This is a genomic window from Streptococcus orisasini (assembly GCF_001431045.1).
GTDB classification, from domain to species: domain Bacteria; phylum Bacillota; class Bacilli; order Lactobacillales; family Streptococcaceae; genus Streptococcus; species Streptococcus orisasini.
The window spans coordinates 1-14,672 of sequence record NZ_BCLE01000038.1 but is presented as its reverse complement, the minus strand read 5'-3'; the positions used below and the strand labels follow the sequence as shown (position 1 = coordinate 14,672).

11 protein-coding genes are annotated in these 14,672 nt (G+C 40.5%); all 11 read left to right on the top strand.

Features of this window, described 5'->3' with window-relative positions:
* Window position 1 precedes the first annotated feature (1 nt).
* The 11 genes from SCSH_RS08140 (at window position 2) to dnaJ (ending at window position 14,664) form a co-directional block, all read left to right on the top strand.
* Window positions 2-1,339, top strand: coding sequence for a PFL family protein (locus SCSH_RS08140; protein ID WP_057491391.1), 1,338 nt, complete (start codon window positions 2-4; stop codon window positions 1,337-1,339).
* A 264-nt stretch (window positions 1,340-1,603) separates the two neighbouring features.
* The gene (locus tag SCSH_RS08135) at window positions 1,604-2,314 is read left to right on the top strand and encodes a histidine phosphatase family protein (RefSeq protein WP_057491390.1); all 711 of its coding nucleotides are present in this window, start codon (window positions 1,604-1,606) and stop codon (window positions 2,312-2,314) included.
* Complete coding sequence (locus SCSH_RS08130) at window positions 2,298-3,050, top strand: M15 family metallopeptidase (protein WP_057491389.1); 753 nt, start codon at window positions 2,298-2,300, stop codon at window positions 3,048-3,050. Before SCSH_RS08135 ends, SCSH_RS08130 begins: the two co-directional genes overlap by 17 nt.
* A 3-nt stretch (window positions 3,051-3,053) precedes the next feature.
* Window positions 3,054-3,641, top strand: coding sequence for a glycoside hydrolase family 73 protein (locus tag SCSH_RS08125; RefSeq protein WP_057491388.1), 588 nt, complete (start codon window positions 3,054-3,056; stop codon window positions 3,639-3,641).
* 316 nt (window positions 3,642-3,957) lie between these two features.
* A complete protein-coding gene (locus tag SCSH_RS08120; RefSeq protein ID WP_057491387.1) occupies window positions 3,958-8,232 on the top strand; it encodes a GH32 C-terminal domain-containing protein in 4,275 nt (1,424 codons plus the stop codon).
* A gap of 462 nt (window positions 8,233-8,694) precedes the next feature.
* A complete protein-coding gene (gene hrcA, locus SCSH_RS08115) occupies window positions 8,695-9,729 on the top strand; it encodes a heat-inducible transcriptional repressor HrcA (RefSeq protein WP_057491386.1) in 1,035 nt (344 codons plus the stop codon).
* Window positions 9,730-9,783: 54 nt separating this feature from the next.
* Window positions 9,784-10,332 (top strand): nucleotide exchange factor GrpE, encoded by a 549-nt coding sequence (gene grpE, locus SCSH_RS08110; RefSeq protein WP_057491385.1) that lies wholly within the window; start codon window positions 9,784-9,786, stop codon window positions 10,330-10,332.
* 591 nt (window positions 10,333-10,923) lie between these two features.
* Entirely contained in the window at window positions 10,924-12,756 is a 1,833-nt protein-coding gene (gene dnaK / locus SCSH_RS08105) for a molecular chaperone DnaK (protein WP_057491384.1), read from the top strand.
* Between the two features lie 36 nt (window positions 12,757-12,792).
* Entirely contained in the window at window positions 12,793-13,014 is a 222-nt protein-coding gene (locus SCSH_RS08100) for a hypothetical protein (RefSeq protein WP_057491383.1), read from the top strand.
* Between the two features lie 14 nt (window positions 13,015-13,028).
* On the top strand, window positions 13,029-13,283 hold the full coding sequence (locus SCSH_RS08095; RefSeq protein WP_057491382.1) for a hypothetical protein: 255 nt from the start codon (window positions 13,029-13,031) through the stop codon (window positions 13,281-13,283).
* Window positions 13,284-13,527: 244 nt separating this feature from the next.
* The gene (gene dnaJ / locus SCSH_RS08090) at window positions 13,528-14,664 is read left to right on the top strand and encodes a molecular chaperone DnaJ (RefSeq protein ID WP_057491381.1); all 1,137 of its coding nucleotides are present in this window, start codon (window positions 13,528-13,530) and stop codon (window positions 14,662-14,664) included.
* Window positions 14,665-14,672: the final 8 nt, after the last annotated feature.

Genomic DNA, 14,672 nt, shown 5'->3' with positions numbered 1-14,672 from the left:
AATGGATATTAAACAAGTTACTGAAACAATCGCTATGATTGAAGAGCAGAACTTTGACGTCCGCACTATTACGATGGGGATTTCACTGCTTGACTGTATTGACTCAGATATTAATAAGGCTGCTGAAAAAATTTATAATAAAATTGTTACTAAAGCCAGCAGACTGGTTGAAGTTGGAGATGAAATTTCAGCTGAATTGGGGATTCCAATTGTCAACAAGCGTATCTCTGTAACACCTATTTCCATCATTGGTGCAGCAACTGATGCGGATAGCTATGTTCCTTTGGCTAAGGCGCTGGACCGTGCAGCCAAAAAGATTGGCATTAATTTTATCGGCGGTTTTTCTGCTTTGGTGCAAAAAGGTTATCAAAAAGGAGATGAAATTCTCATCAACTCTATTCCCCAAGCTTTGGCTGAAACTGACTTTGTCTGTTCATCCGTCAATATCGGATCAACCAAGTCTGGTATCAATATGACAGCTGTGCGTGATATGGGGCGCATTATCAAGGAAACGTCTGCCGCTTCTGAGATGGGCCCTGCTAAATTGGTGGTCTTTGCCAATGCCGTTGAGGACAATCCTTTCATGGCAGGTGCCTTTCACGGCGTAGGAGAAGCCGATGTTGTCATCAATGTCGGTGTCTCAGGGCCAGGGGTGGTCAAGCGTGCTTTGGAAAAAGTTCGCGGTCAAAGCTTTGACCTTGTCGCTGAGACAGTTAAAAAGACAGCTTTCAAGATTACTCGTATCGGACAGCTGGTAGGAACGCTGGCCAGCGAGCGTCTTGGAGTCAAATTTGGCATTGTTGATTTATCGTTGGCTCCGACGCCGGCAGTCGGCGATTCGGTTGCCCGTGTTCTTGAAGAAATGGGTCTGGAGACGGTCGGAACTCATGGAACAACGGCAGCACTGGCTCTTCTCAATGACCAAGTCAAAAAGGGCGGTGTCATGGCCTGCAATCAAGTTGGCGGCTTGTCAGGTGCCTTTATCCCAGTTTCAGAAGATGAGGGTATGATTGCTGCAGTTAAGAGCGGTTCCCTCAATCTGGAAAAATTAGAAGCTATGACAGCTATCTGTTCGGTGGGGCTTGATATGATTGCCATTCCTGAGGATACACCGGATACAACAATTGCAGCCATGATTGCTGATGAGGCAGCTATCGGCGTGATCAATCAGAAGACAACAGCGGTGCGCATTATTCCTAAAGGAAAAGAAGGCGATATGATCGAATTCGGCGGTCTGTTGGGCGCAGCTCCGGTTATGTCTGTCAATAAGAAATCATCTGCAGATTTTATCGCCCGTGGCGGTCAGATTCCTGCACCTATCCACAGTTTTAAAAATTAAAGGCAATCCAATCAGATACTGTTAAAAATAATGCTTAGCTCAATGTAATCAAGCGTTAGACTGAAACCATTACACAATAAAAGTTTAGAACTTTTTCGTTAGTTGTTGAGTTCTTATATGTAAGCTTCCTAGTAAGGCGGCTATCGAAAAAGCCAGCAATTTTAATAAGAAATTGTTTCAATTATGATAAAATAAGGCACTTGTAAGTTTTTTGCAAGTGTTTTCATTTCATGTTATAATATAGTCTGGATGAGGAGGGTAAAGATGACAGAAACAAAACTCTATATAGCTAGACATGGGAAAACAATGTTTAACACAATTGGACGTGCCCAAGGATGGAGTGATACCCCTCTGACAAAATTTGGCGAGGAAGGCATACGAGAACTGGGTGTAGGCTTAAAAGCGGCCAAAATTCCTTTTAAGGCAGCATTCTCCAGCGATAGCGGCAGAACCATGCAGACCATGGAAATTATTCTTCGTGAAATCGGTCATGAAAATCTGCCTTATACGCGGGATAAACGCATTCGTGAGTGGTGCTTTGGCAGTCTGGATGGCGGTTATGACGGGGATTTGTTCCAAGGAGTCCTGCCTAGGACAGCAGCTTTTAATACAGGTAAAACTTTTACGGAAGTTACTTACCCTGAACTGGCGGCCAGTCTTGTTGAAGTCGATACAGCTAATTGGGCAGAGCCTTGGGAAGTGATTGAAAATCGTATTTACGGAGGATTTGAAGCTATTGCTCAATCTATTGAACAATCGGGCGGCGGCAACGCTATTGTAGTCAGTCATGGTCTGACTATAGGGACGTTTATGTGGCTGATTGATCATGAACAACAAAAGACCAGCATTGATAATGGCAGCGTGAGTGTCGTTTCTTATGAAAATCAAAAATTTTCTATTGAAACGATTGCCGATATGGGCTACCGTCATCAAGGAAGACAAATTTTGAAAGAAACTAATGAGAAAAAGATTTAATTTACTGACTGTTTTACTGCAAATCGGAGTTGTTATACTCTTTATTTTCGGTATCTATCTTTTCTTGAATAGGAATCAACAGCCTGTTCATCAAGGAAATGGCAAGGCTAAGACAGAAAAAAGGTCTCAAAAGAAGACCTCGGCTGACCAAACGACAGCTTTGCCGGATGTTTCTCCCGATGATTGGGAATTGGTTCTGGTCAATCGTGACCATATAACTGCTGAGATGAATCCTGATTTGACAGATATTAACAGTATTTCAGTAGATTCTCGGATTGCAGAGAAAACTCGAGAATTTTTGGCAGCAGCACAAGCCATTGATGCTAGTGAGCATTTGATATCAGGTTACCGCAGTGTTGCTTATCAAGAAGAACTTTATAATAGTTATGTAGCTCAGGAAAAAGCAAATGATTCCAGTCTGAGTCAGGAAGAAGCTGAAAAGCAGGTTCAGACCTATTCACAGCCGCCTGGAGCCAGTGAACATCAGACAGGATTGGCTATTGATATGAGTACTGTCGACAGCCTCAATCAAAGCAAGCCAGAGACGGTTGCTAAAGTAGCTGAGCTAGCGCCAAAATACGGCTTTGTCCTGCGTTTTCCTAAGGATAAAAAGCATGCGACAGGCATTGACTATGAGGACTGGCATTACCGTTATGTTGGCGTAAAGTCTGCTAAATACATGACCAAACACAATTTAACCTTAGAAGAATATTTAGAAAAGTTAAAGGAGAAATAGGCAGTGAGAGCAAGACTCAAATTTAAGTCTTTTGTGGTAATTGTCACACTTCTTTTTCTGGCTGTTTTCCTTCCAATTTTAAGTGGCGGAGGCTTGGCGAGTGCTCAAAAAGAAACTGCCAGCCCTTACAGCCAGAGAGAATTTATCCGAGAAATTGCTCCGACAGCTCAGAAACTATCCAAGACCTATGGAGTGAGAAGTTCAATTATCATTGGTCAGGCAGTGCTGGACAGTAACTTTGGTCAGACCCTGCTAGCTAGTAAATATCACAACCTTTTTAGCATCAAGGCAAAGGCTGGCGAGGGCGGAGTACGCTTAAAGAGCCGTGAATACAAGAATGGCCGTTGGCATGAAGTTACTAATCGCTATCTTGTTTATAAGTCTTGGGAAGATTCTTTGTATGATTATATGGCGATTCTGCGGCAGAACAAGGTGTGGGATAAGGCGCTTTATACGACAATGACAACATCAAGCGGCTATAAAACAGTTGCTAAAGCCCTTCAGGCAGCAGGTTTTAACAGTGATCCTAATTATGCCAATAAATTAATTGCCACTATAGAAAAAAATAATCTAACAGATTACGATAAATAAGCATTCTGAAACTATCTGATTTCATCAGTCGAACTAAGCTTTCGGCTGATGAAGGGGTATCGTTTAGGATGCTTTTTTGATGTCTTGAAATTGACATCTGTCACATTAGGAAAATGACAATTGCAAGATGAAAGATAGAAGGAGATTTGCTATACTTAATTTAAGATAGCGCTTACAAAATAAGCTTTTGTAAATAAAAATAGCAGCTTGAATTTAAGAGAAATGAGGGGTTAAAAAATCAATTAACAGTCAATTTTAAAAAGTTGATTGTTTAAAGTGCATTGTTTTTTCATCGGTTTAAAAAGGAGAAAAAGAAATGAAAAAAGAAACAGTTTGTAAAAATTGGTTTATGCGTAAAAGCGGGAAAAGCTGGCTTTTTGGATGTTCAGTTTTATTTGTCTTAGGTATGGCAACTACTTTACCAGCTGCGGCTGAAGAAAATGGGCCAGTAACTGCTGCAGACGTTGCTGTAACAGAGGAGGGAAACAAGAATGAGGTTCAGGCATTGCCTCAAGAAGCTCCTGTTACAGAAGCGATACAAGCAAGTGATGCAGCATTGAATCAAGCGGCAGTTACTGAAGCAACAACAATTCAAGTTTCAGTCCCTGAAAATACTGAACCGACAGCTCCTGTGACCAGTGCAGATAGTCCTAATCAAGCTGCTGAAAAAGAAACTCCCCACTTAAGTCCTGCTAATCCTGAGGTTAAAGAAGAGCCAGTTGCTCAGCAAGAGATAGCTGCCAAGAAAGAAGAGAATAATTCTGTGACCAATTTAAAAGATGTAACACATGATAACAATGGAAGCTGGGAAATAAATGAAAGTGGTATCCATTCCAATGCTGTTGGCAAAGGTGATTCTTTCTTATACTCTCAATCAAGCGGTAAGAATTTTATCTATGCAGCAGATGTTATTTTTAAACAAAACAGTGGCGCAGCAGCCCTAATTTTTAGAGGAAACAACGATAGTAATCATAAAAATATGTATGCAGTCAATGTGGATGTGGGTGGACACAAGGCCAAACTTTGGCGTTGGGTCGACAATAAGGATATCCAATTAATTGATGAACGCGATGTAGTACCGACAGCTGATAATCGCTATACTCTTAAAGTTGTGGCTGTTAATAAGTGGATTTCTTATTACGTTAATGATGTTTTAATGGCAAGCACAGGTGATTATGTCTTGCAAAAAACTGATAAAGGACAAAATACTGTTATCCCTGAAGGCTACTTTGGTCTTTTGAATTGGAATGGCGATTTGGTTTTTCAAAATATAAAATTTACCTTATTAGACGATGCCACAATTCCTTTGATTGACAATGTAACAGTAACATCTGACAAGGGGCATGTTGAAAAACAAGGTCAGTTCTTCTCTGAAGAACCCCTTCATATTCAGTATGTTAGCAATGATGCTGCTCAAGTGGGCTTAGATATTGTTAAACATAATCCTGCAGCTCTTATCACAGTAGAAGATGAAGCTGGTCATGTTTATACAGACCTTTCTCACCTTCCAGTCAAGGTAGGTGCTAATTATTTCACTATTAAGAGCACCATTACAGATCAATTCGGTCGTAAGGCTATCCTTACCTATCGTATTAATGTTCACCGTCGGCAGAAAGAGGATGTCTACTATAATGAACTTTACCGTGATCAATATCACTATTCTGTCAAAGATGGCTGGGCTAATGATCCTAACGGCATGGTTTACTATAAAGGTGTTTATCATCTTTTTCATCAGTTTTATGATGATACTAAGTGGGGGCCAATGCACTGGGCACATGCGACTAGTACAGATTTGATTCATTGGAAGGAAGAACCAATTGCCTTTTACCCAGATTCCAATGGTTATATGTTCTCGGGCTGTGTAGTCATTGATGACCATAATAGTTCAGGCTTCTTTAAAACAGATAAAGGCGGCCTAGTTGCAATTATCACAGCCAACGGCAATGGTCAGCGCATGGAACTTGCTTACAGTGAAGACGAAGGCAAAACGTGGCAAAAATATGATAAGATTGTAGCTGATTGGTCAAATGATCCTTTGCAAAGTCAAGATTTCCGTGATCCAAAAGTCTTCCGCTGGAATAATCAATGGTTCATGGTGCTGGCAGGTGGCCCGCTTCGTATCTATTCCTCTAACAATTTGAAAGATTGGAAGGTCGAATCTACCTATCCAGACCTTCACACAGAGTGTCCGGATATGTACCCGATTATTGCCAATGATGGAGTGCTTAAATGGGTGCTGTCTCGCGGCGGCCGCTTTTACAAGGTCGGTGATTTCAAACAAGTGGCTGGTAAATGGACTTTTGTAGCAGATGCTGCCTACAAAGATAAGGACGAAGTCATGAACTTTGGTAAAGATTCTTATGCCGCTATGACTTACTATGTACAAGATTTTGGGACAGAAAGACATCCAACCATTCCTAAATTGACAGAAATCAACTGGATGAACACCTGGGAAGATTACTGTAATCTAGTAGCTGATACGGTTGGCCAAAACTTTAACGGAACTTTCAATTTAAATCTTGATCTTGGACTTATCAACGACAATGGCCGATATGTTTTGACACAAACACCTGTTAAGGCCTACGACAGTCTTCGTGAAACAGATACTGCCTTACATTTTAAAGATGTCACGGTAGATGCCAACAATACTCTTTTGAAAGATTTCAAAGGAGACAGTTATGAAATTGTTTCTAAATTCCGTCCAGACGCAAAGACCACAAAAGTTGGCTTCAATCTCCGTGTTGGTAATGGTCAAGCAACGAAAGTCATTTACGATTTGCAGACAGAAACCTTATCTATTGACCGTAGCCAATCTGGTATTATCTTATCTGATGCCTTTGCTAAGATTAATAGTCAGCATGTGACTAAAAATGCAGATGGTTCCATTGATTTGCATCTCTATGTCGATCGTGCCAGCCTTGAGGTATTTGCCAAAGGAAATACAGTTGCTGGAGCCAATCAGATTTTTCCAAATCCAGAAGCTGTAGGTGCCAGCGTTATTGTAGAAGGTGGTAAAGCTCAAGCAGATATTTCTGTTTACAAAATGAAAACAACTTGGACAGACAAAAAAGATGTGACAAAACCAGTAGCCATGAATACAACAACTGCAACAAATCTTGCTCTCCAAGTTGGTCAAGTTCAAGATCTGCAAGTTTATCTAGCACCAGCAAGTGTTAAGCAAGATGTTAAGTGGACTGTTAGTGATCCAAGTCTTGTCAAAACAAGCCAAACAGGAAATGTTCTCCATTTAACAGCTGTGAAAAAAGGAAATCTTACCGTTACAGCAACTTCTACAGAAAATCCAAGTCTCAGCAAAACATTTACAATTGCAATTACCTTGAATAATTTCAAGACTAATCTCAAGGGATTGAAATCTGTTGTTGGTAACTGGTATATTGATGATGAAACCTTGTACGATAGCAATACAAGTGCCAATGATTACTATATGGCAACTCAGAAGCCAGGTTTCAAGGAATATGATTACGATATTGACCTCAAATATCAAAACGGTTTGATTAATCTTTTTGTTGCTTCTGAAAATATTGATCCTGGTCAAGCTTACTCTGTACAATTTGGTGATAGTGAAAATGTTCGTTTGTATCGCTATGGAGGTGATACAATTGCAGAAGCTAACATGGGCAAACGAATTAATGACGGTCAGTACCATCATATAAAAGTAAGTAAAAAGGCAAATAGCATGATCATATTTGTGGATGGGCAAGAAGTGATGAACCATACCTTTGATCAAGTAGATTCATACTTTAATGACGCTTATGTAGGCCTCGGTTTATGGGACGGAGCTGTTGAATTCCAAAACTTTTTTGTAACAGACCATAATAAAGCTCCAGAACCAGATCCTAGTCCAAAACCACAGCCAGATGCCCCAGAGGTATTGGAGCAAGAAAGAGAGTTAATTGATCCTTTAACTGATGTTCATGTTATACTTCAAAAAGGGGAATCAAGCTCTATTGTTGGACTGCAGACAAACCATATTGAAACGAATGATGTCCATACGCCAGATGTTTTGCAGTCAAAAGACTATGATCTCTTTAATATCACTCTTGTGGATAAAGATGGAAAAGCTGTTGCGGTTACCAAATCAGCGATAGTCTTATTACCGATTGATTCTGGAAAAATGGTAGATAAAGTGGTGTATTTACCAAATACAAGCAAAGAAGAAATCCTTCCCTTTACCATTGTCAGTTTGACAGATAGCAATGGTAAGAAACAGGATTATGTTCGCTTTATGGCAGATCATTTTAGTGAATACGGTTTAGTCTATCGAACCGAAAATCGGATTAATCCTCAAAAAAATGGAAAAGCAGAAGAAGCAAATGATGTTTCTCATTCATCTTCATCAAGTTCACAGCAAGAATTTAAAACAGCAGCTCTTTCACAAAAGCGCAGCAAAAATGTAACAAATGTCAAAGCGCTAATCCCAACAGCTGTTCAAAAAGTAAGTCTTTCATCTGCGGCAATGCTGCCAAATACCGGAGACCATAAAACAAACTTAAGTCAATTAGGATTATTGGCAGTGCTTGGTGGCTGTTTTGCAGGAATAGTCGGTTATTTTAAAAAGCGTAGCCATTAATTAGTTGATTTTCTTAAAGTGAAGAGGTTGGGACAGACAAACAATTATGGCTGTCTGTCTCGTCCCACTCTCTAACAAGTGAAAGTACCGAGTATCATCAAACAAATCATTATAATACTCCTAGAGGATTTATGAATGATATTCAGACGATTTTTAAAACCAGTGATGGCTATTAGCATATGTATTATTTGTTAAACAGCAATTATAAACTGGCAAATGATGAACATCCTTGTTGAGACTAGCAGCAGCAATCGTCTGCAGGCAGATTTAGCTAATTTTGAAACTTAGTAGCAGCAGAACTAGGTCTTAAGACGGATTTTTAGCACTCGTATAAAAAGAGTGCTAATTTTTTACGTTTTTCTCTTGACAGAAAATATGAATGGAGTATAATGGAATCATAAAGTTAGCAGTCGATTGTTAAGAGTGCTAATCTTTTTGACTAGAGATGGGAGGTGGACTTCGGTGATTACCCAACGTCAAAAGGATATTCTCAATTTGATTGTTGAAATTTTTACTAAGACACACGAGCCCATTGGATCTAAAACACTCCAAAATTCAATTGCTTCAAGCAGTGCAACTATCAGAAATGATATGGCAGCTTTGGAAAAGCTGGGGCTTTTGGAAAAGGCACATACTTCCAGTGGTCGTTTGCCTAGTCAGGAAGGCTTCCGTTATTTTGTGGATCATTCCCTAAATCCAGATAGTCTAGATGAGCAAGATGCTTATCAAGTGATCAAGTCTTTTGACTTTGAATTTTTTCGCTTAGATGACCTTTTGCAAAAGGCTTGTGAAATTTTAGCAGAACTGACAGGCTATACGTCAGTAATTATGGATGTAGAGCCCAAGAGGCAGTGCTTGACCGCCTTTGATATTGTTAAACTCAGTAACCACGATGCTTTGGCAGTTTTAACCTTAGATGAGGCCAGTCCTATAACAGTGCAGTTTGCCATTCCTAAAAATTTTTTGGACAGCGATTTATTGACTGTTGTTAAAATTGTTCGAGAACGTCTCTTGAATCAAACAGTGCTGGACATTCATTACCGCTTACGAACGGAGCTTCCGCAGATTATTCAAAAGTATTTTTCGCGGACGGATAATGTTTTAGATCTGTTTGATCATATTTTTAAGCAAATTTTTCAAGAGAAAGTTTTCATCGCTGGAAAAATTAAAACACTGGAATTTGCAGGGCTTGAAACCTATCAGTTTTTGGATAATCTACAGTCTGCAGCCTTGGAAATCCGTGAAAGCCTTCCAGAAGATGAAACTTATCGTGTGCAAATTGCTGAAAGTCGTGAAAAAAGTTTATCAGAACTGACCGTTATTAGTCAGAGGTTCCTCATTCCTTACAGAGGGTTTGGCATTTTGACAGTGATTGGTCCGGTGGATTTGGATTATCGGCGGACGGTAAGCTTAGTTAATATTATCAGTCGTGTTTTAGCTATTAAGCTTGGGGACTTTTACCGTTATCTCAACAGTAATCACTATGAAGTTCATTAAGCAAAGAAAATAGTTGATTTTATTATTAAAAACAAAGAGGAAAGAGGTGTAACCTTGTCGGAAAAAGAGACTAAAGAAGAGCTCAAGGAAGAGGCAAAAGCAGCTGAAACAACAGAATCTGCAGCTGAAAAAGTCGCAGAAGAAGCTGTTGAAGAAACTCCTGAAAACAAAGAGCTGCAAGAAGCCCTTGACCGAGCAGAAGATTTTGAAAACAAGTATCTGCGCGCCCATGCTGAAATGCAAAATGTTCAGCGCCGTGCCAATGAAGAACGCCAAAGTTTGCAAAGGTATCGTTCGCAAGACCTAGCAAAAAAGATTCTGCCAAGCCTTGATAATCTGGAAAGAGCTTTGGCTGTGGAAGGTTTGACAGATGATGTCAAGAAGGGCCTTGAAATGGTGCAGGAAAGCTTGATTCAAGCCCTCAAAGAAGAAGGCGTTGAAGAAGTTGAACTGGAAAACTTTGATCCCAATCTTCACATGGCCGTGCAGACTCTTGATGCAGATGATGACCATCCGGCAGACAGTATCGCACAAGTCCTTCAAAAAGGTTATAAGCTCCATGAACGCCTATTAAGACCAGCTATGGTAGTGGTCTACAACTAGTCAATAATGATGGGCATTAAAATGCTTCATCATTATACGGCAACCGCTGTGGCGGATTGCCTAGACTACTTACTAGCTCGTTAGCAAAATAATATCGATTTTGCTAACTCACGTCGCAACAAATCACAGAACAGACCAAGTAACAACAAGACTTGGTGAGTCCGAAACGACGGTAAACTAGGCGGTAAGTCAGAAATCTTTGATTTCGTTGACGCACCCCCGCAAGGTTAACTAGCATTTTATAGCCTGAAAGGCGTAGGAAGTGCAGTCAACTACTGCGCAACAAAGAAAGAAGCAAGCCTGCGGCTTGCAAAGGCGATAGTTTTCGCCGTGGTGATAGTCAGATAACAAGAATTGTTATCTGACAGGGAAATTTTGAAACCTTGGGTTCAAAATTTAGGCATGGAACTCCGAAGGAGGTCGCTGCCGTCCTCACCACCTAAGAAAACTATCAAAAAGAAAAAATTATTTTAAAAATTTGAAAGGAATTGAACGTTAATTTCAGTCGCTAGATGTAGAAAGCTTCGCTTTCGTTAATCTCTCGATTGAAACAGTTCACTGGACTGTTTCAACGTTCTTGGTATCTTAATTATGAGTAAAATTATCGGTATTGACTTAGGTACAACTAACTCAGCAGTCGCAGTTCTCGAAGGAACTGAAAGTAAAATTATTGCAAATCCAGAAGGTAACCGTACAACACCTTCAGTAGTTTCATTCAAAAATGGTGAAATTGTTGTTGGTGATGCAGCTAAACGTCAAGCGGTAACTAATCCGGAAACAATTCTTTCCATCAAATCAAAAATGGGAACTTCTGAAAAAGTTGCGGCTAATGGTAAAGAGTACACACCACAAGAAATCTCAGCAATGATTCTTCAATACCTTAAAGGTTATGCAGAAGATTACCTTGGTGAGAAAGTAACCAAAGCTGTTATCACAGTTCCAGCTTACTTTAACGATGCCCAACGTCAAGCAACAAAAGACGCTGGTAAAATTGCTGGACTTGAAGTAGAACGTATCGTTAACGAACCAACAGCAGCAGCTCTTGCTTACGGTCTTGACAAACAAGATAAGGATGAAAAGATCTTGGTATTTGACCTTGGGGGCGGTACCTTTGACGTGTCAATCCTTGAGTTAGGAGACGGTGTCTTTGATGTTCTTTCAACAGCTGGGGACAACAAACTCGGTGGTGATAATTTTGACCAAAAAGTGATTGACTGGTTGGTTGAAGAATTCAAGAAAGAAAACGGTATTGACTTATCAACAGATAAGATGGCTCTGCAACGTTTGAAAGATGCTGCTGAAAAAGCTAAGAAAGATCTTTCAGGTGTGACTTCAACTCAAATCAGTTTGCCATTCATTACTGCTGGTGAGGCTGGACCTCTTCACTTGGAAACAAGTCTTTCCCGTGCGAAATTTGATGATTTAACGCGTGACCTTGTAGAACGTACTAAGACTCCAGTTCGCCAAGCCCTTTCAGATGCTGGTTTGAGCTTGTCAGAAATCGACGAAGTTATCCTTGTTGGTGGTTCAACTCGTATTCCTGCCGTTGTTGAAGCTGTTAAGGCTGAAACTGGTAAAGAACCAAATAAATCAGTAAACCCAGACGAAGTTGTTGCTATGGGTGCTGCCATCCAAGGCGGTGTCATCACTGGTGATGTTAAAGATGTCGTTCTGCTTGACGTTACACCATTGTCACTTGGTATCGAAACTATGGGTGGCGTCTTTACAAAACTTATCGACCGTAATACAACTATTCCAACTTCTAAATCACAAGTCTTCTCAACTGCAGCAGACAATCAGCCAGCTGTTGATATCCATGTTCTTCAAGGGGAACGTCCAATGGCCGCAGACAATAAAACACTCGGTCGCTTCCAATTAACAGATATTCCAGCTGCACCTCGTGGTGTGCCACAAATCGAAGTAACATTTGATATTGATAAGAATGGTATTGTTTCTGTTAAAGCCAAAGATTTGGGTACTCAAAAAGAACAAACCATCGTTATCAAATCTAATGATGGGCTCAGCGAAGAAGAAATTGACCGCATGATGAAAGATGCTGAAGCAAATGCTGAAGCTGATAAGAAACGTAAAGAAGAAGTTGACCTTAAAAATGAAGTTGACCAAGCTATCTTTGCTACCGAAAAGACCATCAAAGAAACTGAAGGTAAAGGTTTTGATACTGAACGCGACGCTGCCCAAACGGCTCTTGATGAACTGAAGAAAGCTCAAGAAGCTGGCAACCTTGACGATATGAAAGCTAAACTTGAAGCTCTTAATGAAAAAGCACAAGCCTTGGCTATGAAAATGTATGAACAAGCTGCAGCTCAACAGCAAGCACAAGCTGGCCAAGAAGGAGCCCAATCAGCTGATTCATCAGATAAGGGTGGCGATGATGTCGTAGACGGCGAGTTTACGGAGAAGTAAAACTACGATAAGCCTCAAAGAAGATAGGAGAGCTCTATGTCAACGATTTATACAACCAATGAGTGGAAAGGCTATGGCAAGCAAAATTATTATTGGAACGAGTACAGACTTGAGGGTGATGAAGTTTTTAAATACAAGTGTCATAGGTTCAAATTTTTTGATGGTGATGAAAATGTATGGGAAGAGACAGAGAGTCTACAAGATTCTTGGAAAATTGATGATCCAGATATGCCAGAATGGTTACAAAACTACTTGTGATAGGAGCAAGGAATATGGGTTTACAAGATTTATTAGGAAATATTGCTGATTCAATATCTGTATCATTAGATCAACAGAATCGTGATTTACAAATAAAAAAATTGAAAAAAGCAAATCAAAGACTAAAATTTGAACGAGACAATGCTATTGACTTAAATAATAAAAAAGATGATTTTGTAAAAAGTTTAGCAGGCCGCCTTCTTCAAAAGGGAGATCCGGAAGGGGGTCGCTTATTGTCGGACTATAAAAAATATAAAAATAGTAAATAACTTTATTAACCAGAGGTTGCAACCCAGCCTCTGTTTTTGGGTAATAGCGTCAGCAATAAAAGCGGTCGAAGACCGCACAGTCGATAATTTTTGCCGTGGTGGGAGTAACAGTAGCTCTAGCTGCTGTTACGAGGGGATTTTTGAAACCTTTGGGTTCAAAAATAAGCAATGGAACGACATAGTCGGTCGCTTGCGTCCCCACCACCTAAGAAAATTATCAAAAAAATAACAAAAGGTATTTAAGATGAATAATACAGAATATTATGATCGTCTGGGGGTGTCAAAGAACGCCAGCCAAGACGAAATAAAAAAAGCTTATCGGAAGATGTCAAAAAAATACCATCCCGATATTAATAAGGATCCTGGAGCTGAGGAAAAATACAAAGAGATTCAAGAAGCCTATGAAACACTGGGTGATGAGCAAAAACGTGCTGCCTATGATCAATACGGTCCAGCAGGAGCCAATGGTGGTTTTGGCGGCAATGGCGGCGGCTTCAGCGGTTTTGACAGCGCTGGTTTCGGCGGCTTCGAAGATATTTTTTCAAGCTTTTTCGGCGGTGGTGCTTCTAGAAATCCTAATGCTCCTCGCCAAGGTGATGACCTCCAGTATCGTGTCAATCTTCAATTTGAAGAAGCTGTTTTTGGTACAGAAAAAGAGGTTCATTATAACCGTGAAGCAACTTGTCATACCTGTAACGGTTCCGGTGCCAAGCCTGGCACAAGTCCTATCACCTGCAGCAAGTGTCATGGATCAGGTGTTATCAATGTGGACACCCAGACACCGCTTGGTATGATGCGCCGTCAGGTTACCTGTGATGTTTGTCACGGCAGCGGTCAGGAAATCAAAGAACCTTGTCAAACTTGTCATGGCACGGGTCATGAAAAACAAAGCCATAAGGTTTCTGTTAAAATCCCTGCTGGTGTTGAAACTGGTCAGCAAATTCGTTTGGCCGGTCAGGGAGAAGCTGGCTTTAACGGCGGTCCGTATGGGGATCTCTTTGTTATTATTAATGTCCTTAAGAGTGATAAATTTGAACGCGATGGTTCTACTATCTACTATCACATGGATATTAATTTTGTTCAGGCGGCGCTTGGTGACACTGTTGAAGTACCGACAGTTCATGGCAATGTTGAACTAGCTATTCCGGCAGGAACCCAAACAGGCAAAACCTTCCGTCTTAGAGGCAAAGGTGCTCCGCGTTTGCGTGGTAATGGACAGGGCGATCAGCACGTTACAGTTAACGTTGTTACGCCAACCAAACTTAATGACGCTCAAAAAGAAGCCTTAAAAGCTTTTGCTGAAGCTAGTGGTATGGATCCCGTTCATCCTAAGAAAAAGGGCTTCTTTGATAAGGTGAAAGATGCCTTCGAAGAAAAATAGGGAGTCCG

Coding starts and splice junctions, on each gene's coding strand:
- SCSH_RS08095 (WP_057491382.1), top strand. CDS start 13,029: ATGGGTTTACAAGATTTATTAGGAAATATTGCTGATTCAATATCTGTA.
- SCSH_RS08100 (WP_057491383.1), top strand. CDS start 12,793: ATGTCAACGATTTATACAACCAATGAGTGGAAAGGCTATGGCAAGCAA.
- dnaJ (WP_057491381.1), top strand. CDS start 13,528: ATGAATAATACAGAATATTATGATCGTCTGGGGGTGTCAAAGAACGCC.
- dnaK (WP_057491384.1), top strand. CDS start 10,924: ATGAGTAAAATTATCGGTATTGACTTAGGTACAACTAACTCAGCAGTC.
- SCSH_RS08140 (WP_057491391.1), top strand. CDS start 2: ATGGATATTAAACAAGTTACTGAAACAATCGCTATGATTGAAGAGCAG.
- SCSH_RS08120 (WP_057491387.1), top strand. CDS start 3,958: ATGAAAAAAGAAACAGTTTGTAAAAATTGGTTTATGCGTAAAAGCGGG.
- SCSH_RS08135 (WP_057491390.1), top strand. CDS start 1,604: ATGACAGAAACAAAACTCTATATAGCTAGACATGGGAAAACAATGTTT.
- SCSH_RS08130 (WP_057491389.1), top strand. CDS start 2,298: ATGAGAAAAAGATTTAATTTACTGACTGTTTTACTGCAAATCGGAGTT.